This window comes from Acuticoccus kalidii, assembly GCF_021556395.1.
Lineage (GTDB): Bacteria > Pseudomonadota > Alphaproteobacteria > Rhizobiales > Amorphaceae > Acuticoccus > Acuticoccus kalidii.
Genome location: NZ_JAKGCS010000036.1, coordinates 583,689 through 608,570, shown reverse-complemented (window position 1 = coordinate 608,570; position 24,882 = coordinate 583,689). Strand labels below are relative to the sequence as shown.

General features: G+C 67.0%; 23 protein-coding genes. 5 read left to right on the top strand and 18 right to left on the bottom strand.

The window, feature by feature from the left end; genetic code table 11:
- Window positions 1-79 precede the first annotated feature (79 nt).
- On the top strand, window positions 80-730 hold the full coding sequence (locus L1787_RS23830; RefSeq protein ID WP_235711603.1) for a 2,3-bisphosphoglycerate-dependent phosphoglycerate mutase: 651 nt from the start codon (window positions 80-82) through the stop codon (window positions 728-730).
- An 81-nt stretch (window positions 731-811) separates the two neighbouring features.
- Here L1787_RS23830 and dapB read toward each other — a convergent pair whose 3' ends face one another.
- From dapB to mutS, 3 genes are read right to left on the bottom strand one after another with little or no spacing between them, the layout of a single operon-like run.
- Window positions 812-1,612 (bottom strand): 4-hydroxy-tetrahydrodipicolinate reductase, encoded by an 801-nt coding sequence (gene dapB, locus L1787_RS23825; protein ID WP_235711602.1) that lies wholly within the window; start codon window positions 1,610-1,612, stop codon window positions 812-814.
- Window positions 1,612-1,920: a DUF1330 domain-containing protein gene (locus tag L1787_RS23820; RefSeq protein ID WP_235711601.1), complete on the bottom strand. Its 309-nt coding sequence runs from the start codon at window positions 1,918-1,920 to the stop codon at window positions 1,612-1,614. The genes dapB and L1787_RS23820 overlap by 1 nt, the downstream gene beginning before the upstream one ends.
- A complete protein-coding gene (mutS, locus tag L1787_RS23815) occupies window positions 1,920-4,580 on the bottom strand; it encodes a DNA mismatch repair protein MutS (RefSeq protein WP_235711600.1) in 2,661 nt (886 codons plus the stop codon). The genes L1787_RS23820 and mutS overlap by 1 nt, the downstream gene beginning before the upstream one ends.
- A 246-nt stretch (window positions 4,581-4,826) precedes the next feature.
- On the opposite strand from mutS, the gene L1787_RS23810 reads away from it, so the two are divergent.
- Entirely contained in the window at window positions 4,827-7,103 is a 2,277-nt protein-coding gene (locus L1787_RS23810) for an NADP-dependent malic enzyme (RefSeq protein WP_235711599.1), read from the top strand.
- A 337-nt stretch (window positions 7,104-7,440) separates the two neighbouring features.
- On the opposite strand, the gene L1787_RS23805 is transcribed toward L1787_RS23810, so the two are convergent.
- The 12 genes from L1787_RS23805 to L1787_RS23750 all read right to left on the bottom strand — a co-directional run bounded on the left by L1787_RS23805 (window position 7,441) and on the right by L1787_RS23750 (window position 19,074).
- Window positions 7,441-8,502: a GNAT family N-acetyltransferase gene (locus L1787_RS23805; RefSeq protein WP_235711598.1), complete on the bottom strand. Its 1,062-nt coding sequence runs from the start codon at window positions 8,500-8,502 to the stop codon at window positions 7,441-7,443.
- A 55-nt stretch (window positions 8,503-8,557) separates the two neighbouring features.
- A complete protein-coding gene (metK, locus tag L1787_RS23800) occupies window positions 8,558-9,727 on the bottom strand; it encodes a methionine adenosyltransferase (RefSeq protein ID WP_235711597.1) in 1,170 nt (389 codons plus the stop codon).
- A 376-nt stretch (window positions 9,728-10,103) separates the two neighbouring features.
- On the bottom strand, window positions 10,104-10,544 hold the full coding sequence (locus tag L1787_RS23795) for a helix-turn-helix domain-containing protein (RefSeq protein WP_235711596.1): 441 nt from the start codon (window positions 10,542-10,544) through the stop codon (window positions 10,104-10,106).
- 194 nt (window positions 10,545-10,738) lie between these two features.
- Window positions 10,739-12,493 (bottom strand): apolipoprotein N-acyltransferase, encoded by a 1,755-nt coding sequence (gene lnt, locus L1787_RS23790; protein WP_235711595.1) that lies wholly within the window; start codon window positions 12,491-12,493, stop codon window positions 10,739-10,741.
- Window positions 12,494-12,503: 10 nt separating this feature from the next.
- Window positions 12,504-13,490, bottom strand: coding sequence for a hemolysin family protein (locus tag L1787_RS23785; protein WP_235711594.1), 987 nt, complete (start codon window positions 13,488-13,490; stop codon window positions 12,504-12,506).
- Between the two features lie 35 nt (window positions 13,491-13,525).
- A complete protein-coding gene (gene ybeY / locus L1787_RS23780; RefSeq protein WP_235711593.1) occupies window positions 13,526-14,035 on the bottom strand; it encodes an rRNA maturation RNase YbeY in 510 nt (169 codons plus the stop codon).
- Complete coding sequence (locus tag L1787_RS23775) at window positions 14,032-15,030, bottom strand: PhoH family protein (RefSeq protein ID WP_235711592.1); 999 nt, start codon at window positions 15,028-15,030, stop codon at window positions 14,032-14,034. Before L1787_RS23775 ends, ybeY begins: the two co-directional genes overlap by 4 nt.
- Window positions 15,027-16,394: a tRNA (N6-isopentenyl adenosine(37)-C2)-methylthiotransferase MiaB gene (gene miaB, locus L1787_RS23770; RefSeq protein ID WP_235711591.1), complete on the bottom strand. Its 1,368-nt coding sequence runs from the start codon at window positions 16,392-16,394 to the stop codon at window positions 15,027-15,029. Before miaB ends, L1787_RS23775 begins: the two co-directional genes overlap by 4 nt.
- Before the next feature lie 11 nt (window positions 16,395-16,405).
- Window positions 16,406-17,233: a lyso-ornithine lipid O-acyltransferase gene (olsA, locus tag L1787_RS23765; RefSeq protein ID WP_235711590.1), complete on the bottom strand. Its 828-nt coding sequence runs from the start codon at window positions 17,231-17,233 to the stop codon at window positions 16,406-16,408.
- Window positions 17,234-17,294: 61 nt separating this feature from the next.
- Window positions 17,295-17,804: a GNAT family N-acetyltransferase gene (locus L1787_RS23760; protein ID WP_235711589.1), complete on the bottom strand. Its 510-nt coding sequence runs from the start codon at window positions 17,802-17,804 to the stop codon at window positions 17,295-17,297.
- A gap of 44 nt (window positions 17,805-17,848) precedes the next feature.
- The gene (tsaB, locus tag L1787_RS23755; RefSeq protein ID WP_235711588.1) at window positions 17,849-18,508 is read right to left on the bottom strand and encodes a tRNA (adenosine(37)-N6)-threonylcarbamoyltransferase complex dimerization subunit type 1 TsaB; all 660 of its coding nucleotides are present in this window, start codon (window positions 18,506-18,508) and stop codon (window positions 17,849-17,851) included.
- On the bottom strand, window positions 18,508-19,074 hold the full coding sequence (locus L1787_RS23750; RefSeq protein ID WP_235711587.1) for a NifU family protein: 567 nt from the start codon (window positions 19,072-19,074) through the stop codon (window positions 18,508-18,510). Before L1787_RS23750 ends, tsaB begins: the two co-directional genes overlap by 1 nt.
- A 161-nt stretch (window positions 19,075-19,235) precedes the next feature.
- Here L1787_RS23750 and L1787_RS23745 point away from each other — a divergent pair, with 161 nt between their 5' ends.
- Window positions 19,236-19,604 carry a DUF427 domain-containing protein gene (locus L1787_RS23745; RefSeq protein WP_235711586.1) on the top strand — a complete coding sequence of 123 codons (369 nt, stop codon included), beginning with the start codon at window positions 19,236-19,238 and terminating at the stop codon, window positions 19,602-19,604.
- A gap of 30 nt (window positions 19,605-19,634) precedes the next feature.
- On the opposite strand, the gene L1787_RS23740 is transcribed toward L1787_RS23745, so the two are convergent.
- Entirely contained in the window at window positions 19,635-20,744 is a 1,110-nt protein-coding gene (locus L1787_RS23740) for an endonuclease/exonuclease/phosphatase family protein (RefSeq protein WP_235711585.1), read from the bottom strand.
- A gap of 26 nt (window positions 20,745-20,770) precedes the next feature.
- Complete coding sequence (locus L1787_RS23735) at window positions 20,771-21,175, bottom strand: DUF2794 domain-containing protein (protein WP_235711584.1); 405 nt, start codon at window positions 21,173-21,175, stop codon at window positions 20,771-20,773.
- Between the two features lie 128 nt (window positions 21,176-21,303).
- Here L1787_RS23735 and htpG point away from each other — a divergent pair, with 128 nt between their 5' ends.
- A complete protein-coding gene (gene htpG / locus L1787_RS23730; RefSeq protein WP_235711583.1) occupies window positions 21,304-23,253 on the top strand; it encodes a molecular chaperone HtpG in 1,950 nt (649 codons plus the stop codon).
- A gap of 33 nt (window positions 23,254-23,286) precedes the next feature.
- Here htpG and L1787_RS23725 read toward each other — a convergent pair whose 3' ends face one another.
- Complete coding sequence (locus L1787_RS23725) at window positions 23,287-23,934, bottom strand: LysE family translocator (protein ID WP_235711582.1); 648 nt, start codon at window positions 23,932-23,934, stop codon at window positions 23,287-23,289.
- Between the two features lie 336 nt (window positions 23,935-24,270).
- Here L1787_RS23725 and L1787_RS23720 point away from each other — a divergent pair, with 336 nt between their 5' ends.
- Window positions 24,271-24,876 carry a LysE family translocator gene (locus tag L1787_RS23720; RefSeq protein ID WP_235711581.1) on the top strand — a complete coding sequence of 202 codons (606 nt, stop codon included), beginning with the start codon at window positions 24,271-24,273 and terminating at the stop codon, window positions 24,874-24,876.
- Window positions 24,877-24,882: the final 6 nt, after the last annotated feature.

The following is a 24,882-nucleotide window of genomic DNA, read 5'->3' as shown; positions in this document are numbered from 1 at the left end:
GCTGTGGAGAACTTTGCTTCTGCCTTGCGATATGGTCTTGAGACCATCGCTCTACGCACCGACCGACAGGAAGACGCCGATGCCCAGCCGCATTCTCGCACTTGTTCGCCATGGCCAAAGTGAGTGGAATGACAAGAACTTATTTACAGGGTGGCGCGACCCCGACCTGACCCGGAAAGGGATCGAGGAAGCGATTCGCGCTGGGACGATGCTGGCTGAGGCTGGTTACCAATTCGATATCGCGTTCACATCAGTTTTGCGGCGTGCACAACACACTCTCGAACTGATGCTGAAGGAGCTGCACCAGACCGGCCTCGAGACGATCGCCGACCAGGCGCTCAACGAGCGCGATTATGGCGACCTGTCCGGCCTCAACAAGGACGACGCGCGCGCCAAATGGGGCGAGGAGCAGGTCCATATCTGGCGCCGCTCGTTCGACGTCGCCCCGCCCGGCGGCGAAAGCCTCAAAATGACGGCCGAACGCGTCCTTCCTTATTATCGCAGCAGCATCGAGCCGCGCGTCCTGAAGGGCGAGCGCGTCCTCGTCTCCGCGCATGGCAACTCGCTGCGCGCATTGATCATGCAGCTCGAAGGGCTCGGCCCGGACGAGATCATCAAGCGCGAGCTCGCGACCGGCGTTCCGATGGTCTACGAGCTGGCCGAGGACGGCAGCCCCATCAAGCGCATCGACTATGAGAGCGCGACCCCGTCGATCGCCGAATTCGCCTGATCGGTCGGACGAACGCCCAAAGAAAAAGCCTGCCGCATTCCGATGCGGCAGGCTTTTTCGTTTTGTCGGACCCGGTTCGCTTTATTCGCCGGTGAGGCCGAGAACGTCGTCCATCCCGTAAAAGCCCGGCGCCTGCCCCTTGGTCCAGAGCGCGGCGGCGACGGCGCCGTTCGCAAAGACGCTCCGCTCCTCCGCGATATGGCCGAGATAGACCCGCTCGCTGTTGAGCGCGAGGATCACCTCGTGCTCGCCGATCACGGTCCCACCGCGCAGGGTCGCAAAGCCGATGGTGCCCGCCTCGCGCGGCCCGGTATGGCCCTCGCGGGCGTAAACCGCCTTCTCCCGCAGATCGACCCCGCGCCCCTCGGCTGCCGCCTCGCCGAGCAGAAGCGCCGTGCCGGACGGCGCGTCGACCTTGTGGCGATGGTGCATTTCGAGAACTTCGAGGTCGGCCTGCGGCAGCGCCCGCGCCGCCCGCCGCACCAGCGCGGCGAGAAGATTGACGCCGAGCGACATGTTGCCCGACTTCACGATGACGACCGATCCCGCCGAGGCCGCGATCGCCGCGTCCTCCTCCGGCGAGCAGCCCGTCGTCCCGATGACGTGGTTGACGCCCATCGCCGCGAGACGGGCGGCGAGCGCCGTGCTCACCGCCGGCACGGTGAAGTCGAGAACCGCCTCGCAGCCCTCGAAGCCGGCGATATCGTCACCCACCGCGACGCCGAGCGTGCCGCATCCGGCGAGCGTGCCGGCATCGAGGCCGATCTCCGCCGCGCCCGGCCGCTCGACCGCCGCGGCGAGCGTCGTGCGCTCGTCCTCGTCGACCGCGCGGATCAGCGCGCGACCCATGCGGCCCGCGGCCCCAACGACTCCGATCTTCATCATTCCCCCGGCTGCGGCCCGTCGTAACCCTCGATCACGATGAAGTCGCCCTGTGAATATTTACGCCGCACCGCGACCGCGGCCTGGTAGCCGTCCGAATTCCAGCAGTCGAGCGCCGCCTGATAGGACGGAAACTCGATCACGACATTGCGCTGCCGTTTGGTACCCTCGACGGACTGAAACGTACCGCCACGCACCAGAAACCGGCCGCCATGGGCGGCGATCGGCTCGGCGTTGAGGGCGATATATTCCTTGTAACCCTCCTCGTCGGCGACATCCATGTGAGCGATCCAATAGCCTTTGGGCATCATTCCCCTCCCTCTTCGGTGTGGCGCGCGGCTTTCAGCTCATAGAGCAGATCGAGCGCTTCCCTCGGGGATAGTGCGTCTGGATCGATGCCGTCCAGCATTTCGAGCGTCTTCGACGTGGCGCTCGCCGGCGTTTCCATCGCCGCGAACAGCGGAAGATCGGCCATCAGCGCGACGCGCGCCGCGCCGCGATCGGTCTCTTCGAGCCGGCCGAGAACATCGCGCGCCCGCCGCACCACCGGCGCCGGCAGGCCCGCGAGCCGTGCGACCTGCACGCCATAGGAGCGGTCCGCCGCGCCCGGCTCCACCTGATGGAGGAAAACGATGTCGCCGCGCCACTCCTTGACCCGCATCGTGGCGTTCGAGATCCGCGGCCGCCTCTCCGACAACGCCGTCAGCTCGTGATAGTGCGTCGCGAACAGCGTCCGGCAGCCGATTTCGTTGAGCCGCTCGAGCGCCGCCCAAGCGATCGAAAGCCCGTCGAACGTCGCCGTGCCGCGCCCGATCTCGTCCAAAATGACGAGCGCGCCCGGCCCCGCCTGATTGAGGATCGCCGCGAGCTCGACCATCTCGACCATGAAGGTCGAGCGCCCGGCGGCGAGATCGTCCGACGCGCCGATGCGGCTGAAGAGACGGTCGACGATCCCGATCCGCGCCGCGCTCGCCGGCACATAGGCGCCGATCTGGGCGAGGATCGCGATCAGCGCATTCTGGCGCAGATAGGTGGATTTACCGCCCATATTGGGGCCGGTGAGGATGATGGCGCGCGCCTTCGCCTCCCCCTCGGACGGCGTCAGATCGCAGCCATTCGGCACGAAACGCGAGGCATCGGACAACGCGTCCTCCACCACCGGATGCCGGCCGTCGCTTACCTCGAAGGCGAGCCCGTCCTCGACATGCGGCCGAACCCAGCGCCGCTCCAACGCGATCTCGGCGAGCGAGGCGGCGACATCGAGCTCCGCCATCTCGTCCGCAACGCGGGCGAGGAAGGGCCGCTCGGCGACGATCGCGGCGACGAGGTCGGCAAAGATCGCCTGCTCGCGCGCCCGCGCATCGTCCGACGCGGCGAGGATGCGGCTTTCGAGATCGCGCAGCGGCTCGGTCGTGAAGCGGACTTGGCTCGCAAGGCTCTGGCGATGCGAGAAGACGGGATCGGCCCGCAGCGTATCGGCATGCCCCGCCGGCACCTCGATGAACCAGCCGAGCACCGCATTGTGCTTGATCTTGAGCGACTTGACGCCCGTGTTCGACTGATAATCGGCCTGAAGCGCGGCGACGAACCGGCGGCTCTCATCGCGCAGCGTGCGCGCCTCGTCGAGCGCCGTGTCGAGGCCGTGGGCGACATAACCGTCGGATTGGTTGGCCGCCGCCGCGCGCGGCTCCAGCGTCGCGACGATCCGCTCGCCGAGCGCGCCCGGCGCCCCGCCGAGCACGTCCCCAATCGCCGCGATGATCCCGTCCCGCTCGGCCGGAAGCCCTTCGAAGGCCGCCCCCGCCGCCGCCAGCGCCCGCCCGACGGCGAGCGCATCGCGCGGCTGGCCGCGCCCTGCCGCGAGCCGCCCGACCGCCCGCATGAGATCCGGCACACCGCGCAACGCCGTGCGCACCGCGGCCCGCGCCGCAGGGTCGTCGGCGAAGGTCGCCACCGCGGCCTGCCAATCGAGAATGATCTCGCGCCGGGTGGACGGGCTCGCGAGCCGCTCGCCGAGCCGTTGCGTGCCGATGCCCGACACCGTCCGGTCGATCGCCGACAACAAAGTCGGCCCGTCCGGGCGCGAGGGGCGGGTGATCTCGAGGCTCGCGCGGGTCGCCGCATCGATCGCCATCACGTCGCCCGGCGCATCCTTGGCGGGCGGATCGAGCGGCGGCGCATTGTCGAACTGGGTCTCGGCGAGATAATTGACGAGCGCGAGACCGGCCGCCGCCTCGATGTCCGTAAAGGCGCCGAAGGCCGCGAGATCGGCGACACCGAACGCCTGGGCGAGGCGCGTGCCGGCATCGGGCGAACGGAACTCGGACGGCGCGCGCCGCCCCACCGTCACCCGCTTCGGCAGATGCGGCAGCTCGAGCCCCTCAGGCGCGATCACCTCGACCGGATCGATCCGCGCGAGCTCGCCAAGAAGCCCCTCCTCGCCCGTCTCCGACAGATGAAAGCGCCCCGAGGCGACATCCGCCGCCGCGATCCCATAGCGCCCCTTCCGGCACGCCACCGCGACGAGCCGCGAGGCGCGGCCCGGATCGAGCAGCCGTTCCTCGGTCAGCGTGCCGGGCGTCACGATCCGCACGACGGCGCGCGCCACGACCGACTTCGCCCCGCGCTTCTTCGCCTCGGCCGGATCCTCGATCTGCTCGGCGATCACCACGCGGAAATTCTGCGCGATCAAACGCGCGAGATACTCCTCCGCGGCATGGACCGGCACGCCCGCCATCTTGATCGGCTCGCCCATATGGGTGCCGCGGGTGGTGCAATGGATCGACAGAGCCTTCGCGGCGATCTCGGCATCTTCGAAGAAGAGCTCGTAAAAATCGCCCATCCGATAGAAGAGAAGCCCATCGGGGTTCGCCGTCTTGATGGAAAGATATTGCGCCATCATCGGCGTGGCCTGGGCGATCTCGGCGCTCGTCGCCTCGCCGGCGCGATCCTCGATCCGCTCGCTCATCGCCTCCATATGGTCGCCGCCCCTCCTCTGACGGCGCAAGCCTGCCGAGGCGGTCATGCCGGCGCAAGCGGCGCGGGCCGACACTTCACAGGGCAAATGCCGCCTTCCACAACCGGAGCGCCCCCCATCACACCGCCCCCAAGTTGATTTGCCGCATTATCGCCAGGAAAAGGCATAATCTTCGTATGGACGCCGAGGCGCGAAACCGCTTACCTCTTAATTCAAAGAGTTGAAGGGAGAGACGCTTTGGACGCGGAGACCACCCGGCGCGGGCGAGCCGCCATCACCGACGGCGAGGCCCTCGAATTCCACCAGCGTGGCCGTCCGGGCAAGCTGGAGGTCACGCCGACCAAACCCATGGCGACGCAGCGCGACCTGTCGCTCGCCTATTCGCCCGGCGTCGCGGTGCCGGTGCGTGCCATCGCCGAAGACCCCGACCGGGCCTTCGACTATACGACGCGCGGCAATGTGGTCGCCGTCATCTCGAACGGCTCGGCCATTCTGGGGCTCGGCAATCTCGGCGCCCTCGCCTCCAAGCCGGTGATGGAGGGCAAAGCCGTCCTCTTCAAGCGCTTCGCCGACATCGACGGGATCGACATCGAGGTCGACACCCAGGACGTCGAGGCCTTCATCAACTCGGTGCGTTATCTCGGCCCCTCCTTCGGCGGCATCAACCTCGAAGACATCAAGGCCCCGGACTGCTTCCTCATCGAGAGCGCGCTGCGCGAGATGATGGACATTCCCGTCTTCCACGACGACCAGCACGGCACCGCGATCATCGCGGCGGCGGGCCTCATCAACTCCCTCCACCTCACCGGCCGCGATCTCACCAACACCAAGATCGTCTGCAACGGGGCGGGCGCGGCGGGCATCGCCTGCGTCGAGCTCGTCAAGGCGATGGGCGTGCCGCACAACAATGTCGTCCTGTGCGACACCAAGGGGCCGATCTATCGCGGCCGCGAAGAGGGGATGAACCAGTGGAAGTCGGCCCATGCGACCGACACCGACGCCCGCTCCCTCGCCGAAGCGCTCGACGGCGCGGATGTCTTTTTCGGCGTCTCGGTGAAGGGCGCGATGACGCCCGACATGGTCCGCTCGATGGCGCCGAACCCGATCATCTTCGCGATGGCGAACCCCGATCCGGAGGTCACCCCCGAAGAGGTCGCCGAAATCCGCGACGACGCCATCGTCGCGACCGGCCGGTCGGATTATCCGAACCAGGTCAACAACGTCCTCGGCTTTCCCTATATCTTCCGCGGCGCGCTCGACGTGCGGGCGACCGCGATCAACGAGGACATGAAGGTCGCCGCGGCCGAAGCCCTCGCCGCCCTCGCCCGCGAGGACGTGCCGGACGAAGTCGCCGCCGCCTATCAGGGCCAGCGCCCCCGTTTCGGCAAGGAATATATCATTCCCGTGCCGTTCGACCCGCGCCTCATCTCGACCGTGCCGCCCGCCGTCGCCAAGGCCGCGATGCAGACCGGCGTCGCCCGCCGGCCGATCGCCGACATGGGCCGCTATGTCGAGGAGCTCTCCGCCCGGCGCGACCCGGTCGCGGGCTCCCTGTCGCGCATCTTTACGAAGGTTCGCCAGGCCCCCAAGCGCGTCGTCTTCGCCGAGGGCGAGGAGGAGGCGGTGATCCGCGCGGCCGCGTCCTTCGTCAACCAGGAGCTCGGCACCGCGATCCTCATCGGCCGCGAGGAGGTGGTTCGCGAGAACGCCTTCCAGGCCGGCATCGAGATCCGCCCCGGCCTCGAGATCGCCAATGCGCGGCTTTCCGCCCGCACGATGGACTACGCCCAGTTCCTCTATTCCAAGCTCCAGCGGCGTGGCCACCTCTTCCGTGACTGCCAGCGCATGATCAATCAGGACCGAAATTATTTCGGCGCTACGATGGTCGCGCTCGGCGACGCGGACGCACTCGTGACCGGCGTCACCCGCAACTATGCCGTCGCGCTCGACGTCGTGCGGCAGGTGATCTCCACCAAACCCGGCCACAAGATCATCGGCGTCTCGCTGGTCCACACCCGCGGCCGTGCCGTCCTCGTCGCCGACACGGCGGTGAACGACGACCCGTCTGCGGAGGATCTCGCCGACACCGCCGAGGAGGCGGCGCGCGTCGCCCGCCGGCTCGGCTACGAGCCGCGCATCGCGATGCTCGCCTACGCCAATTTCGGCAACCCGCCGGGCGAACGGGCGAGCCGCGTCCAGGAGGCGGTGCGGATCCTCAACAAGCGCCGCGTCGATTTCGAGTTCGACGGTGAGATGGGGGCCGACGTCGCGCTCAACTCCAACCTGATGAGCGCCTATCCGTTCTGCCGCCTGTCCGGCCCGGCCAATGTCCTGTTGATGCCCGGCCTCGATTCGGCGGCGATCTCGACCAAGCTCGTGCAGGAGCTCGGCGGCTCGATGGTTCTCGGACCGATCCTCGTCGGCCTCGACAAGCCGGTGCAGATCGTCCCGTTCGGCGCCCGCGATGCCGACCTCGTCAACATGGCGGCGATCGCGAGCTTCGGCGTCAACTGACCCGCCCTCGCCTCAGGATCCCAAAAGCCGGCGCCCTCCCGCGCCGGCTTTTTTCGTCGCGAGGCCTCATCCGGCACGGCGGCGCAAAAGAGAAGAAAACGGACGGGCCTCCCCTAGCCTGTTCCTCGGAGCCAGCCATCGCTGAAGCCCGTTAAGAGCCGGATGGCGTGGCAGGGCAAGGGCGAAGAGCGCAGCGTCCCTTGCCCTGCCGCGCCATCCGGCTCAGGGCTTCATTCAGCGATGGCTGGCTTCGAGGAACAGGCGTCGGACCTGTTTCTGGGTGGAGTCGGAGCCCCGCGGCGGCGCCACACCCGGCGCCCCATCGACGCGCCCGGCCTCAGCGCCGCGCAAGCACCAAATATCGCGGCGTCCGCCCTTCCCGGAAGGCCTTTGCCTCGTAGCGCGTCCCCGGCCAATCCGGGTACGCGTCAACGCTGTCGCGCTCGAGGTCGAAATCGGGATGGGCGGCGACATGGGCGCGCGTCCACGTCACATAAGACGGAATGTCGGAGGCGAAGCGGACCGTGCCGCCGGGGCGAACGGCGCGGGCGAGACGGTCGAGCCCGTCGATCGAGATGAACCGCCGCTTCCAGTGCTTACGCTTCGGCCAGGGGTCCGGATAGAGGATATCTACCCGGTCGAGGGCGGCCTGCGGCAGCCATTCGAGGATGCGGCGCGCGTCGCCCATATAAAGGCGGACATTGTCGGCCCCCTCTCGGTCGATCGCGCGGATCGCCTTCATCATCCCGCTCTCGAAGGGTTCGATCCCGATGAGGCCGATATCGGGCGCGATGCTCGCATGGTGGAGGAGGTGCTCGCCCCCGCCGAAGCCGATCTCCATCCGCAGCGCCGACATCGGACGCGCGAAAAGAGCCGCCGCGTCGAACGGCGTTTCGGGGTCGATGGCGAAGCGGTCATAGGTCGGATCGGCCTTGTGGCCGTGAACGCGGCGGCGGCCGTGCAGGCCTTCGACGGTGCGTTTCACCGCGATCGGGGGCGCGAGCGGCTTTTCGTATCGCACGCGCTCATAGCCGCGATCCCACCCCCGGCCGACCTCGCGATAGCCGAGGCTCGGATAAAGGGTCAGATTCCGCGCCATCTTGGCGTTGGTGTAGAGGGTCATCATCGTCGCGCCTTGCCGGCGGACATGGTCTTCGGCGGCGGCGATCAGGGCGGGACCGATCCCTTTCCCTTGCGCATCCGGGCGAACGGCGACGGTGTCGATGAAGCCGTTTCCGTCGTCGAGCCGCTCGAACAGGATGCAGCCGCATGGACGATCCTCACCCGCCATTTCGCAGACGAGGATGGACTGCGTCGCGAGAGCGGCGGCGAAGTCCTTGTCCATGGGTTGGGGGCGGCGTCCGATCACCTCGACATAGACGCCGAAGGCCGCCTCCACGATGTCGGCGAGATCCGCGAGGTCGTCCTGCGACGCCTCGCGGAATCTCAGACGATCAGACTCCGCGCGCGAGTGTGTCGGCGAGATCCGTCTTCTCCCACGAAAAACCGCCATCGGCTTCCGGCTCGCGGCCGAAATGGCCGTATGCCGCGGAACGCTCATAGATCGGGCGGTTGAGCTGCAACGCGGTGCGGATACCACGCGGGGAGAGATCCATCGAGCGCTGAATGGCCGCCTCGATCGCCTCTTCCTCGACTTTCCCCGTCCCGTAGGTGTCGACATAGACCGACAAAGGCTGGGAGACGCCGATGGCGTAAGCGAGCTGGATGCAGCAACGGTCGGCGAGGCCGGCCGCGACGACATTCTTCGCGAGATAGCGCGCCGCGTATGCCGCGGAACGGTCAACCTTCGTGGGATCCTTGCCGGAGAACGCGCCGCCGCCATGCGGGGCTGCACCGCCATAGGTGTCCACGATGATCTTGCGCCCGGTGAGGCCGCAATCGCCGTCCGGACCGCCGATCACGAACTTGCCGGTCGGGTTCACGTACCAGACCGTCTCGTTGGTGAGCCATTCGGCGGGCATCACTTCACGCACATAGGGCTCCACGACGGCGCGCACGTCGTCGGACGTCATGGATTCGTCGGTGTGCTGGGTCGACACGACGACCGACGTGCAGGCGACCGGAACGCGGTTCTCGTAGCGCAGCGTCACCTGGCTCTTGGCGTCCGGGCCGAGCTTCGGCGCTTCGCCGGACTTGCGGGCCTCGGCCATGCGCTTCAGGATCGCGTGGCTGTAGTGGATTGGAGCCGGCATGAGGACCGGCGTCTCGGTGCAGGCATACCCGAACATGATGCCCTGATCGCCGGCGCCTTCGTCTTTATTGCCCGCTGCGTCGACGCCCTGAGCGATGTGGGCGGACTGCGCGTGCAGATGAACGGCGACGTCGGCCGTCTTCCAGTGGAAGCCGTCCTGCTCGTAGCCGATGTCGCGAATGGCGTCGCGCGCAAGCTGCTCGATACGGTCGGCGGTGATGGAATCGGGACCGCGCGTTTCACCCGCGATCACGACACGGTTGGTGGTGGCGAGGGTCTCGCACGCCACGCGCGCTTCCGGCATCTCGGCCAGAAATGCGTCGACGACCGCGTCGGAAATTCGGTCACAGACCTTGTCCGGATGGCCTTCGGAGACCGACTCGCTGGAGAACAGATAGGATTTCCGGGCCAAATTGATAACTTTCTTGCCGGGGCGGACCGGTCGTCGCCACCGGAGGGTAAGTGGACGGGCTGACCGCAGCCCTGAGACGAAAATCGCCCGGCACCGCAACAATGAACGGCACCGGGCGAGCCCTGTTCAACCAAATGCGCCCGTGTTGGTCAACAACGGCTCGGACGAGTGCGCCCCGGCGGCGCTCCGAAACGGCCACGCCTGGCGGCCGATTCGTCCGTGTTCCGCGCGATTTAGGCGGAGCGCCACGCTTCGCGATACTTCGCGGCGACGCGGCGCGAGACGACACGTGTAGATGGAATAATCGGCGCCACGCGATTTACGGGTGCAGGATCCGAATGGAGGCCGGCCTGATTCCCGCACCCGCCGCGGTGGCTCAGATCCGGTGAGAATGCGAGTCGGCGAGCGTCTCGACGAGGTCGATGATGCGGCGGCGGATTCGCGCGTCCTGGATCTGGCTGAAGGCGCGGGCGAGCGCATGAGCCTCGCTCGTGCTGCCACGGGAGATCTCGAACGGGGTGGCGTGGTCCTCGGCGAAACCGAATTCGGCCACCCGGTTCGGCGCCGCGGCTTCACCCGTGACGTGTGAGGCGTCCTCGAAGAAGAAGGAGACCGGGACTTCCAGGATCTGCGAAATTTCCTGCAGGCGGCTCGCCCCGATACGGTTCGCGCCCTTCTCGTATTTCTGGACCTGCTGGAAGGTCACGCCGAGCTGGTCGCCGAGCTTTTCCTGCGTCATCCCCATCAGGGTGCGCCGCAACTTCAGACGGCTCCCGACATGGATGTCGATCGGGTTGGGCTGTTTCCTGGGCGCCATCGCCACACACTGTTCCATCGCCATGCCTCACTCAACAAAAGGGTGCGGACGCTGCGGGGTCGCCGGAAGGCCGTTGACCGCTGGTGCAGCTCCATTCGGATTGCGCGAGACAAATGGGCTTATACCCCATTCGGTTGCAGACGAACAAGTAAAAAGTGTTTTATACGCAAAAACGCGAAGGTTGAGACAACCGCTCAGGATGCGGACTTTTTCTCGCGCTGCGCGCCTCGCCGGAGGCGCCATGCGCCCGCTGCCACGATTGCGAGCAACCATACCACGAAAAGTGGACGGTCGCCCAGCGCAGGATAAAGTGCACTGCGCACGCGCGGAAGCTGCGCATCGATCGCAGCGCGTGCGTTGAGCGGCAACTCGGCGACGGTGCGCCCTTCGGTGTCGATCACCGCCGAAATGCCGTTATTGGCGGCGCGGACCACCGGAAGCCCCTCTTCGATCGCGCGCAGCTGCGCCTGACGCAGATGCTGGCGCGGGCCGGGCGTGTCGCCGAACCAGGCGTCGTTGGTGACGTTCACGATCCACGCGACATCGCGTCCGGGCCGAAGGCTGGGAAAGATCACCTCATAGCAGATCAAGGGCAGCGCCTTCGGAAGGCCCGGCACGATCAGCGACTCGCGCTGCTCCCCCGCCTCGAAGTCGCCCGCCTGCTCGACGAAGCCGCGAAACCCCACCTGCTCGAGAAGTCCGGCGAACGGCACATATTCGCCGAACGGAACGAGGTGCACCTTGTCATAGCGCTGCTTCACCTCGCCGTCGGGGCCCACCACGAGGATGCTGTTCGTCACCTTTTGCCGGTCGCTTCCCTCGGCAAGCTCGACAGCGCCGGTGACGAGAGTCGCGGTCCATTGCAGCGCCTCTGCGACCTCCGTCGCTTCCAGGCTCGGCGAACGATAGAGGAAGGGGATCGACGTTTCCGGCCAGACGACGACGTCGGGCGGCCTGCCGCCATCGGACTTTGAAAGGTCGAGGAGCGTCTGCCAGATCTCGTCACGGCGCCCGGTCTGCCACTTCTGGTCCTGCGGGATCGATGGCTGGACCACCCTCACCCGCTGCGTATCCGCCGCCGCCACCGGCGCGTTGCTGAGCCGGTCGAGACCGAACAGGAGCATGACCCCGAAGATCGCCGCCGTCGGGACGAGCAGCCAGCGGCTCGTCTTGAAGAGAAGGATCGCCGGCGTCGCGCCGAACAGGACGGCCGCGATCGCGAGGCCGTTGACGCCGACCACCGCTGCGCTCTGGGCGAGAATCGTCGCGTTCGACAGCCCGAACCCCGCCGTGTTCCAGGGAAAGCCCGTGAAGAGGATGCCGCGCAGATAGTCCGTGAAGGAGAGCGCGATCGCGAACGCCACGGTGCGCCACGCGATCGAGGGCGGCGCCAGACCCGTGAGAGCCGCCGCGAGCGCGTAGAAGGGACACAGCAGCAGCGGCAGCCCAATGACGCCGAACGGCAGCAACACCCCGAACGTATCGGCGTCCACCAGGAAGGCCGCGCCGACCCACCATAGTCCCATGAGATGATAGCCGAAGCCGAACGCCGCCCCGAGAAGGGCGCGTTCCAGTAGCGGGCGCTTCGCCCACGCGTCCCCGATCACGAGAACGGGGATGAAGAGGCTATAGGCGAAGATCGCCGGCAGAATATCGTAAGGCGGCAGCCCGAAGGCGAGGAGAACGCCCGCGAGGAATGCCAACAGGAGCCGTATCCGCCGACGGCGCAGATATCGACCGAGATCTCCGGCGATCGACTCGCCGCCCGACGTGGCGTCGGCGCGCACGCGCGCATTGACCTCGGCGCCGGTCTCGGCCGCCGATGTGGCGCCGACCCCGCCGGTGGCGGAGTCCGATGTCGAGGCCCCGAGCGCCGCCGCGGGCACCGCAGTGCCCGGGCGCCGATCATCGGACCACATCGCGCCCGGCGTGCGTGCGGAGGCGGTCATCGCGTCTGCGTCACTTGCCGCTGTCGTATTGCTCCTTGGGAAGAACCGCATCGTCAGGGCACGTTACCTTGACGCGCTTGATGCGACGCGGGTCGGCGTCGAGCACCTCGAACTCGAAGCCCGGAAGGTCAGGCGACGAGACGAGCTCTCCGCGGACGGGAACGCGGCCGAGAATGGCGAAGACGATGCCACCGAGCGTATCGACCTCCTCGAGCAGCTCTTTGTCCGGGAAGGCGATACCGGCCTCCTCGGCGAAATCGTCCACTGCGACCCGCGCGTCCGCATACCAGACCCTCTCGTCGACCGCCGTCATGGTCGGCTCGTCCGGCCAGTCATACTCATCCTCGATGTCGCCGACGACCTCTTCGATGAGGTCTTCGAGCGAGACGAGACCGTCCGTCCCGCCATATTCGTCGACGACGAGGGCGAGCTGGGTGCGGTTCGCCTGCATCCGAACCATAAGGTCCATCGCCGGCATCGAGGGGGGCACGAACAAAACCGGGCGAATGATATCGAGGTCGACCAGCGGACGCGAGAGGTCGACGGCACCGAAATTGAGGCCCTCTTCCGCCATCGCCTCCTCGGCGACGTGGATCATCACGTCCTTCGCGTGGACGAAGCCGACCGGATCGTCGAGCGTCTCGCGATAGACCGGCAGGCGCGAATGGCCCGCCTCGCGAAACATCTTCATCAGATCGGCGAGCGAGATCGCCTCCGTGACGGCGTCGATGTCGGCCCGCGGGACCATGACATCGAGAATCCGCACGTCTCGCAACGATAGGATGTTCTGAAGAAGGCGTCGCTCTTCGGTGGAGAAGATCGAATCTTCTCCCGCGTCGTCGGCGAGCGCTTGGGCGAGATTCTCGCGCAGGCCTTCGGTCGGTCGAAGGCCGAAGACGGTCAGGACGCGGTCGAACCAACCTTCCTCACCATCGGGCTTATTTGCGGCGGCCGTCCCGTTAGGGACAGCCGCGCGGGGACTATCTGCGTCGGCCATCTGTCCTTTCAAGCGCTCCAGTTACGGGCGCTCTTTCAGCTCCCTTCGTAAGGGTTCGGGATTCCGAGCCCCCCTAAAATGTTGATTTCGACACGCTCCATCTCGACTCTCTCGGCCTCGTCCTCATGGTCGAACCCGAGCAGATGCAGCATACCGTGCAGCGTCAAATGGGTCGCATGGTGGGTCAATGGAATGGCCCGCTCACGCGCTTCCTGCTCCGCCCTTTCAAAACCGAGGGCGATGCCCCCCAATGACAGCGGAACACCGGCCATCGGCGCCTCGCCCGAGGGGAAGGCCAACACGTTGGTCGGCCCGTCTTTGCCGCGATAACGGGCGTTGAGATCCGCCATCACGTCATTGCTGGTGAAGAGAATATCGGCCGACGCCGGAAAAGCCGGCGCGACGGACGAAGCGGAGAGCGCGGTCAGGACGACATCGGCCAGCCCGATCGGATCGGACGTCGACCATCGCTCGTCGTCCACGCGAACGGACGCCGGCAGCGATGCTGGCCCGGCCGTCACATCCTCATCGAGGGTCGGGGTCATTCCCCATCTTCCTGCTTCTTCGCATCTTCATCATAAGCGGCGACGATCCGCGCCACAAGCTCGTGCCGCACGACATCTTCGCCGCGGAAACGGATCTGCGCGATCCCCTCCACGCCCCGCAGAATCCGAAGCGCCTCCTTGAGGCCCGACGGCACGCCGTTCGGAAGATCGATCTGTGACGGATCGCCGGTCACGACCATGCGCGCATTCTCGCCGAGACGGGTCAGAAACATCTTCATCTGCATCGCCGTCGTGTTCTGCGCCTCATCGAGGATCGCGACGGCGTTGTTCAGCGTGCGCCCGCGCATGAAGGCGAGCGGCGCGACCTCGATCACGCCGGTCTGCAGGCCCCGATCGACCTTGTCCGCCGGCATCATCTCATAGAGCGCGTCGTAGAGCGGCCTGAGATAGGGGTCGACCTTCTCTTTCATGTCGCCGGGGAGGAAGCCGAGCCGCTCGCCCGCCTCCACCGCGGGACGCGACAGGATGATGCGTTCGACGATGCCGCGTTCAAGGCATTGCGCGGCGAAGGCGACGGCGAGGAAGGTCTTGCCGGTGCCCGCCGGACCGACGCCGAACACCATCTCGTTCGCCTCGAGCGCCCGGATATAGGCGTTCTGCATCGGCGAACGGGCCTCGACCTGGCGCTTGCGCGTCGCGATCTGGGCGACCGATTGGGGCCGCTCGATCGTCGGCAGCGATAGCTGGCGATCCTTGAGGCGGGCCATGCGGACCGCGCCGTCGACGTCCGCCCGCTCGATCCGGTGGCCCTTCTTGAGACGTTGATAGAGGTGATGAAGGGCGAGGCGCGCCTGTGCGCACGCTTCCTCGCTCCCGCGGATCGTCACCTCGTTGCCGCGCGCGCTCGCCTGCACGTCGAGCTTCGATTCCAAAATGGCGAGGTGTTGATCGAATTGGCCGAAGAGCTCGCTCGCCAGCCGGTTGTCGTCGAACGCGAGCGCGACCGTCTCGCCCTCCGCCGACGAGACGCTCAAGCCGCCTCGCTCCGAGACGGGTTCGCCGAAGCGCCCGTCGCTCTGCCGAAAAGGCTATTGCCTTCTGCCGCGGTTATATCGACCTCCACGAGATCGCCGATGGCACCCGCATCGGCTGGAATGTGAACCGGTTGCAGGTAGGGCGATCGGCCGACCCATTGGCCTTCGCGCCGTCCCTTCTTTTCGATGAGAACCGAGAGTCGGCGTCCAACGCAAGCCCTGTTGAAGGCCCTCTGTTGATCTGCCAACAACGCTTGCAGCCGTTGCAGGCGTTCCGACTTCACCGCCTCGTCGATCTGATCGGTCCGCCCGGCTGCGGGCGTGCCCGGCCGCGTGCTATATTTGAACGAATAGGCCGCCGCGTAGCCGACCGCTTCGACGATCTCCATCGTCGCCTCGAAATCGGCGTCGCTCTCACCGGGGAAGCCGACGATGAAGTCGCCCGACAGTGCGAGATCGGGCCGGGCGGCACGGATCCGCTCGATCAGCGCGACATAGTCCGCCGCCGTGTGTTTGCGGTTCATCGCCTTCAGCACCGTATCCGACCCCGCCTGAACAGGAAGGTGCAGATAGGGCATCAACTTCGCCTCGTCGCGGTGCGCGGCGATGAGATCTTCGCCCATGTCGTTCGGATGGCTCGTCGTGAAGCGAAGCCGGGCGAGACCGTCGATCTCGGCGAGGCGGCCGATGAGATCGGCAAGGCTCGCGTGCCCGCCGCGCCCGTTCGCGCCATGATAAGCATTCACGTTCTGGCCGAGCAGCGTCACCTCGCGCACGCCCGCCTCGGCAAGGCGCTGCGCCTCGTCGACGATCTCGGCGACCGGCCGCGAAACCTCCGCCCCGCGCGTATAGGGAACCACGCAGAAGGCGCAGAACTTGTCGCACCCTTCCTGCACCGTCAGGAAGGAGGTCACGCCGCGCGCGGTGATCGCCCGGCGCGTCGGCTGCGCGAGATGGTGGAACTTGTCCTCGGCCGGAAAGTCCGTGTCGACGGGCTTCTCGCCGCGCGAGGCGCCCGCGAGGAGCGCCGGCAACCGATGATAGGACTGCGGCCCGACCACGAAATCGACGCGCGGTTGGCGGCGAATGATCTCTTCGCCCTCCGCCTGCGCGACGCAGCCCGCGACGCCGATCACCGTCGGCTCGCCCGAGGCGCCGCGCGCATTCTTCAGCCGCCCGAGCTCGGAATAGACCTTTTCGGCCGCCTTCTCGCGGATGTGGCAGGTGTTGAGGAGGACGAGATCGGCCCCATCCGCCTCGTCGACGATCGTATAGCCTTCCGCACGAAGCTGGTCGGCCATCCGCGTCGCGTCGTAGACGTTCATCTGGCAGCCGTAGCTCTTGATGAAGGCCCGCTTTTCCATTTCGCCCTTTCCTACGCGACGCGCGTCTCGGTCGCGATCGACGCACCGCGTGTCAGCCGTCCGGCGGTCGCCTCGCCCACCAGGTGGCGCACGACCGCTTCGGCGTCCCGCGCGGCGTCTTTGCGGTTCGTCCCTTCGCCGAGCGGCATCGGGTCGCCGAACGCGACGTCCACGTCGATCTCACCGTGTTTCAAGACCCACCACAGATGTGGTGCCATATCCATGTCGCCGTACCACGCGACACGGGGCTTATGGAACCTGCCAATCGGCAGACCATGGAGCTGGGTGTAGTTGATCGCGAGCGGCTGGATGGTCACCTGATCGCCCGCCGCCTCGGCCGCCCGCACCGCCCCGCCGACGAGAGCCGTGCGGAACGGCAGGACATGGATCCCGTTGGACGACGTTCCCTCCGCGAACAGGACGAGGACGTCGCCATCCTTCAGCCGCGTCGCGATCTCGGTCGCGACGGCGCTCGTCTTGCTGCGCCGCTCCCGCTCGACGAAGACCGAGCGCTGCAGCTTCGCGAAGAGGCCGAAGATCGGCCAATCCGCCACCTCCGACTTCGAGATGAAGGACAGCTCCATCACCGAGCCGAGCACCGTGATGTCGAGCCACGAGACATGATTGGAGACGAGGAGGAGCGGCCGGTCCTTTGCCGCAACGCCATGGATGTGGACGCGGATCCCGAGCGCGCGCGTTGCCAACTTGTGCCACAGGAACGGCAGACGCCGTTGCGCGCCCCTCAGCTTCAGCCCCATCGCGATGAGCTGGAGCGGGATCAGCACCACCGAAATCGCCGCGAGCATTAGGATCACGACGATCGCCCTCAGCGTCGTCACGCGCAACACTCCGCGCCCGTGCGCCCGCGACAGGCCCCGGCCGCGCGCTCGTCCATTGTCGTCATCCGCACCGCGCCAGCATCTCGGGCTGGTTCATTTCAAGCCGCATCGTCAACGCTTTGTGGGCTCCGTTCGCGTCCCGATAATAATCCGGCCGCTCGCCGACGGGAACGAAGCCTGTGCGCTTATAAAGGTTCAAAGCGGGCTCGTTCTGCGGGTCGACCTCCAGAAACACCTCGTTCACGCGCTCGGCATAGAGATGGCGGAGGGCGGCGTTGAGAAGCAGACGGCCGACACCCGCGCGCCGTTGGCGCGGATGCACCGCCATCGTCAACACCTCGCCCTCGTCCGCCGCGTGGCGGACGGTGATGAACCCGATCGGCCGCCGGCTCGACGTGGCGCTGCCGCGCCGCGCCACGAAGGTCGCCACATTGGGCTTGTCGTTCAGCGCAGCCTGCTCATCCGCCGACCAGGGGGCGTCGAACGAGGCGGCGTGAATCTCCTCCAATGTGTCGTAGTCGGCCGGTTGGACGGCATCCACGGTTCGCAGGGGAGAGAGCCAACCGATCACGCGGTCTCCATCGTTTGCATCGTCCCCGTAGTTGGCCACAACCGTCATGCGCGCGCCAGCGATTTGTGCCGCTGGGGCGCCGCGTCGACGGGAGCCAAATAGAGTGCCGAGACGGGGCGTGCCTTGCGTGCAACGCCGGCCTCGGCAAGCGCGACGAGATCGAGCGCGTCGATGACTTCCCCCTCCCCCATCGCGGCGACCCCGCTCGCGGGGCCGACGATCCGGGCCCGCGCCGCATGGGCCGTCACCCGCGCCTCGGCGACCGGAATGCGCGCCATCAGCGAAGCTTCGTCCGATCCCTCCACATAAAGTGCGGCGAAGACGGCATCATGACGGGCGTCGACCACCGCCAGCACCGAGCCCGGCCCCGCGGCGCGCGCCTCACGCGCCAGCACCTCGAGCGTCGGCACGCCGGACGCCGGAACGGCGCGCGCGAAGGCGATCCCCTTCGCGAACGCGATCCCGACGCGAACGCCGGTGAAGGAGCCCGGACCCACCGTCACCGCAATGTGATCGATGTCGCCATAGGCGGCGCCCGCCATCGCGAGTGCGGCGTTCGCATGGTCGACGATCGCCTCGGCATCCCCCTTCGCCGCAGCGCGCGAAACGCCGAGGATCGCCGCGTCCGCGGTGTCCACATCGGGAAGCGAGATCAAGGCGGCCTGGACGTGGTCGAGCGCCGTGTCGAGCGCGAGAACGCGCATCAGGTGACGGGACGGACCTCCCGCACCTCCGGAATGAAGTGCCTGAGGAGATTCTGGATCCCCATTTGCAGCGTCATCGTGGAGGACGGGCAGCCGGCGCACGCGCCGCGCATCGAGAGGTGGACCACACCGTCTTTGTAAGCACGGAAGATGATATCGCCGCCATCGCCGGCGACGGCAGGGCGCACGCGCTCGTCGAGCAGCTCCTTGATCATCGCGACGGTCGCCGCGTCCTCTTCGGCGAAGCTCTCCTCGGCGGTCATTTCCGCTTCGTCGCCGCCCTCACCCTCGATCACCGCCTCACCGGAGAGGTAATGCTCCATGATGGCGCCGAGAATGGCAGGCTTCAGATGCGGCCAGGGCGTTGCATCCTTGGACACCGACACGAAGTCGTTGCCGAGGAACACGCCGGTCACACCGTCGACGGCGAACAGGCGCCGCGCGAGCGGCGAATTGTCGGCCTCGTCGGCCGAACGATAGTCTGCGACACCGCTTTCCATCACCGTCTGTCCCGGCAGGAACTTCAGGGTTTCGGGGTTGGGCGTCGCTTCGGTCTGGATGAACATTCCAATTCTCCCCAGGCGGTTCAAAGCCGCCGCGAAGGTTTGATCCTTTCCAAATAGGCGATGATCCGCGCGCCAGCAACTCGGCTCGCTGCGCGCATTTGTGACTGGACGATCGCGCGCGAGACACGAAATCAGCCTTGACGATCAACGAGGAGGCTTCGATGGCCAACCCCGCACCCGGCTTCAAGAGCCACCCGAACCACAAGATCCTCATCGACACGGGCCCCGACCCGGTGACGATCACGCTGGACGGCACCCTCGTGGCGGCGACGACGATGGCCGTGGTCCTGCGCGAAGACGGCTACCCCGCGCGCGCCTACATCCCGCCCGCCGACATCATGGCCGGCCTCACCCCGACGGCGAAGACCACCCACTGCCCCTTCAAAGGCGACACGACCTATTATTCGGTAACGGTGGGCGACCGTGTCCTCGAAAACGCCGCCTGGAGCTACGACGCACCATTCGACGAGATGGAAGGCATCCGCGGCTGCGTGGCGTTCGACGACCGGTTCGAGATCGCGGTGGGGTGATCAGCGCATTACGCTTGCCGGGGTCCGGCGTCAGTCGCCCGTAACATCCACGAACACCAACCGATGGTCCGACGCCGCCACCAACCGCGCCGCCGGGCCGGTCAAGGGCCAGAACACCCCCGCCCCCGTCACGGTGAGCGAGGTGCCCGGCAGCACATAATCGACGCGCAGCCCGCCGCCGAAATCCGCCGTCGCCTCGCCCATTGCCGAGCGCGGCGCGATCAGGCGGAGCCTCGGGTGGGTGAGGAGCTGCGCGATCGCGCCGGGCCGCGCCTCGCCGCGCGCCGGATCGGCGTTGAAGTCGCCGGCCACCACCACGTCCGCCTTGGGCGGCACGCCGCCGGCCACACCGTCATCGTCAACGAGATGAGCGGCGTCGTCGAGAAGGTCGGCGAGGAGGCGGATCTCGTCGAAATTGCGCCGTCCGTTGCGGTCGACGGTCGGCTCGTCGAACACCGGAGGGGTCGGATGGGCGGCGAGGAGGTGGATCGTCCGCCCGCCCGCCGACACCGGGACGACGATATGCGTCTTTGAGGAGAGCGGCAGCGCCTCTGCGGCTCCCGCGGGATAGGCAGCCGCCGGGAAGAGGCCGCCCGGCAGATCCGACCAGAGGAAATCGGCATAGGTCCGCGCCGGCCCGAACGGATGGCGCGAGAGGATCGCGAAACCATAATGGCCGTCATGGCGGCCGAACCCTTTGGCGTCGCCGGGCCGTTCCACGCGCCCGTCCCCGTCGAGATCGACGCCGGAGAGGACGCCGCTATTGGTGGGCGGAAACAGCCGGTGCGGATAATCGATCGGCGCCGCGCCGCGCTGCCCGATCGCGAGATAATGGCGCGCGAAGAGGTCGAGCGTCGCCCCCTCCCGATCGCGGTCGATTTCCTGGAGGACGAGGACGTCGGGCCGCACGTTCTGAATGGTCTCGGCGACCAGCCGGGCCTGCGGATCGTCCGGCGTCGACAGGCGCGCGACAAGGCCGCCCGGCACATCGTCGCTGAGCGCGGTGTTGAAGGTCGCAAAGCGAATCGCGCCCGGCGCCTTGGCAGGATCGGGCACGCCGGCCCGATCGACGGGATCGGCCCGCACGCCGGCCGCGATGCTCATCGCCGCGAGAAGCGCGATCGCCCGGATGATCCGCATCGATCACGCTCCATCGATGGACCGCCTCAGTCGCCCACCACCGACAAATGCCGCTTCTTGTCGAAGACACGCAGCACCGTTTCGAGGTCGTGCCCGCGCTTCAGGATCAGCCCTTGGGCGGAGACCACCGCATAGGCGCCCTGGCGGCGGGCGAGCTTCGGCGTTTTCGTCACCCTGAACATCGGGACTTCGCCCATGCGGCGATAGATCGAGAAGACCGCCTGCTCGCGGCCATGGTCGAGCGCATAGTCTCGCCATTCGCCGGCCGCGACCATGCGGCCATAGACCCTCAGGATTTGGGAGAGTTCGGTTCGGTGAAACGCCACGATCGGCGGTGCAGGCTTGTTCGCCGTCGATACGGGTTGCGTCGCGGTTCCGCCAGAGCGAGGGTGAAGCGGAACCACACGACTTATTTCCTCACCATCGGCCATCAGCCGCCCCTTCTCTTGTTCACCTGCGAACCCTGACGCGATCGGCGGCGAGGTGCAATGCTCTCTTGATCGGAGCGGCTGACCTGCGCATCTGACGCACATTGGAACCGCAACAAACCTGACGGACGATGACCACCGAACACGCAGAAACCCGCGCCTTCGAAGCCGACGTTGCCCGCCTTCTCCATTTGATGGTGCACTCGGTCTATTCCACCCCCGACGTCTTCTTGCGCGAATTGGTCTCGAATGCGGCCGATGCGTGCGAGAAACTGCGCCAGTCGGCCCTCGTCGAGCCTGCCCTTCTCGCCGACGATCCCACGCTGAAGATCACCATCACCGTCGATCCCGACGCCCAGCGCCTCGTCATCGAGGACAACGGCATCGGCATGTCGCGCGAGGAGCTGATCGAAAATCTGGGGACGATGGCGCGCTCCGGCACGGAGAAGTTCCGCCAGGCGCTCGAGGAGAAGGACGCCGGCAAGGCGCTGATCGGCCAATTCGGCGTCGGCTTTTATTCCGCCTTCATGGTGGCGAACGAGGTGATCGTCGACAGCCACGCCGCCGACCATGAGAGCGCCTGGCGCTGGCGCTCGGACGGCTCCGGCGAATTTCAGATCGAGCCGGCCGAGGACGCCCCCGCGCGCGGCACCCGCGTCACCCTCCTCCTGCGTGAGGACCACAAGGACTATGCCGAAGAGGCGACGATCGAGCGCCTCATCCGCCACCACTCGGCGCACGTTCCCGTCCCGATTCTGATTCGGAAGGCGGGCGAGAGCGACGATCGCGAGCTCGTCGACGGCACGGCGCTCTGGGCCAAGCCCAAGTCGGAGATCACCGAGGAAGAATATACCGAGTTCTACCGCTTCACCGCCGGCGCGTTCGACACCCCCGCCCTCACCCTCCACACCCGTGCGGAAGGGCGGCAGGAATATACGACGCTGCTCTTCGTGCCGGAGATGGCGCCGTTCGATCTCTTCGACCCGGAGCGCAAGGGTCGGGTGAAGCTTTATGTGCGCCGCATCTTCATCACCGATGATGCGCCGATCCTGCCCGGCTATCTGCGCTTCGTGCGCGGCCTCGTCGATTCAGAGGATCTGCCGCTCAACCTCTCGCGCGAGATGCTGCAGACGAACCCGATGCTCGCGCAGATCCGCACGGCGACGACGAAGCGGCTGCTCACCGAATTGAAGAAGCTCGCCGACAACAAACCCGAGACCTATCAAAAGGTCTGGGACAGCTTCGGCCCGGTTCTGAAGGAAGGCCTCTACGAAGACGCCGAACGGCGCGACGAGCTCTTCGCCCTCACCCGCTTCGCGACGACCAAGCACCGGGAGGGCGGCCGCACCCTCGCCGACTATGTCGCCGCGATGAAAGAGAACCAGACGGCGATCTTCTATGCCGTCGGCGAGAACCCGGAGCGGGTCGCCGCCTCTCCGCATCTCGAAGGCTTCGCCGCGCGCGATGTCGAGGTGCTGCTCCTCTCCGACCCGGTGGACGCCTTCTGGGTGCGCACCGCGCTCGGCTTCGAGGGCAAGCCCTTCAAGTCGGTGACGCAGGGATCGGCCGACCTCGACGCGATCGCCAAAGCCAAGCACGACGATCACCACGTCCCCGAGGAGGCGAAGGCCTCCGACGTCGCGACCCTCGCCGCCCTCGTCAAGCAAACGCTGGGCGAACGGGTGTCCGACGTGCGCGCCTCAGCCCGCCTCGCGACCAGCGCGGCGTGCCTCGTCGCGCCCGAGGGTGGTTACGATCGGCAGATGGAGAAGATCGTCTCGCGCCACGGCCAAGGTGGGTTCGGCGCCAAGCCCATCCTGGAGCTCAACCCCTCGCACCCGCTGATCCGCACCCTGTCGTCGCGCGCCTCCGAGGGCGGAGCGTCCGACCGGATCGCCGATGCCGCCTGGCTGCTGCTCGGCTCGGCCGAGATCCTCGACGGTGAGACGCCGTCCGATCCCGCCGCCTTCAATCAGCGCCTCATCTCGGTGATGGGGACGATGTTCGCCGTCCCCGGCCCGAGCGACCATGCCGACCACATGTCCGTCGGCGACAGCGCCGGCGGCGACGCCGACGGCTGACGTTCGCGCGGCGCGCCCTCGCGGCGCGCCGCCTCACGTCCCGCGCGCGACGAGGAGCTTCACCGCAAAGCCGCCGAGAACGGTCGCGAAGAGATAGTCGACCGCCCGCGTCGCCCGCTTCGAGGTCTTCAGGAAGCGGGCGATATGCCCGGCCGACAGGATGAAGAGGGCGTTGATCGGCACCGAAATCGCGATGAAGAGCAGGCCGAGAATGAAGAGCTTCGTCCCCGCCTCGGGATCGCTCGGCGACACGAATTGCGGCAGGAAGGTCAGGAAGAAGACGATCACCTTCGGGTTCAAAAGGTTGATCAGAATGCCCTTCAGATAGACCGAGCGGATCGTTTCGCGCCGCCCCTTCTCGCCCGGCGCGAGCTGGAAGGACGAGCCGTTGCGGATCGCGTCGATCGCGAGCCACATGAGATAGAGCGCGCCGACCACCTTGAGCACCATGAACGCCGTCGCCGAGGCGACGAGGAGGGCCGAAAGGCCGATCGCGACCAGCATCGAATGGATCAGCCCGCCGGTCGACGCGCCCGCGAACGCGGCGAAGCCCGCGAGGCGGGAGTGGCTGATCGTCTTCGACAGATAGAGCGTCATGTCCGGCCCCGGCGTCAGCGTCAGCGCGACGACGGCGGCGGCGTAGGTGAGGAGCACCGGCAGCGCGGGCAGATAGGCGTCCATCGACGATCCCCTTTCAGAGCGGACCAAGCGGACCGGGCGGCGCCCGGTGTCGCTGCGCGTTTACTTGACCGCTTCGACAAAATTTTCGCATCGGCCAAGAAAATTTAATCAATTCAAGTCGGCGAAACGGCGACTAACCCTATTTTACGACAGGTCAAGCCGAACCAGCTCTTACCGCTGCATAGCAGGCCCGGCCCACGGGTCAATTGAGCATTTCGCAAGTCTCGGCTAAGGCCGTTCACGTCCCGCCATGCCGCCGCGATCCCGGAGGCGACGCGGCGGGCCGCCACCGGATCGCCGGCCGCTCGGCGCACGGGATGCGGACGGGAGGACTTGATGCCGATGCCATCCTTCGAGACGCTGGGCGCGATCATCATCTTCGCCGCGGCCGCGTCCTGGACGCCCGGTCCGAACAACGTGATGCTCGCCTCCTCCGGCGCGACCTTCGGCCTTTCCCGAACGTGGCCTCACATTTTCGGCGTCACGATCGGCTTTTCCCTGATGGTGTTCGCGATCGCGCTCGGCCTCGGCGAAGTGTTTCGCAACGAACCGGCGCTGCGCATCGTGATCTCCTGGACCGGCTTTGCGGTGATGCTCTACCTCGCCTACCGCATCGGCACCCAGTCGGCCCGTCCGGCCAAAGCCGCCGCGCGACCGCTCTCCTTTTGGAGCGCCGCGGCCTTCCAGTGGGTCAACCCGAAAGCCTGGGTGATGACGACCGCCGCCGCCGCGACCTACGTCTCCGGCCAGCATCCGACGATGGACGCGGCGACGATCGCCGTGATCTTCCTGCTGGTCGGCCTCACCTCGACGACGACTTGGGCCGCCGCGGGCGCCAGTCTCGCGGCGCTTCTCGGGCGGGGCTGGCGTCTCGTCGCGTTTAACGCGACGATGGCCCTCTTGCTTGCGCTATCCGCTCTGTGGCTTGTGATAGGCGGCTGATCGACG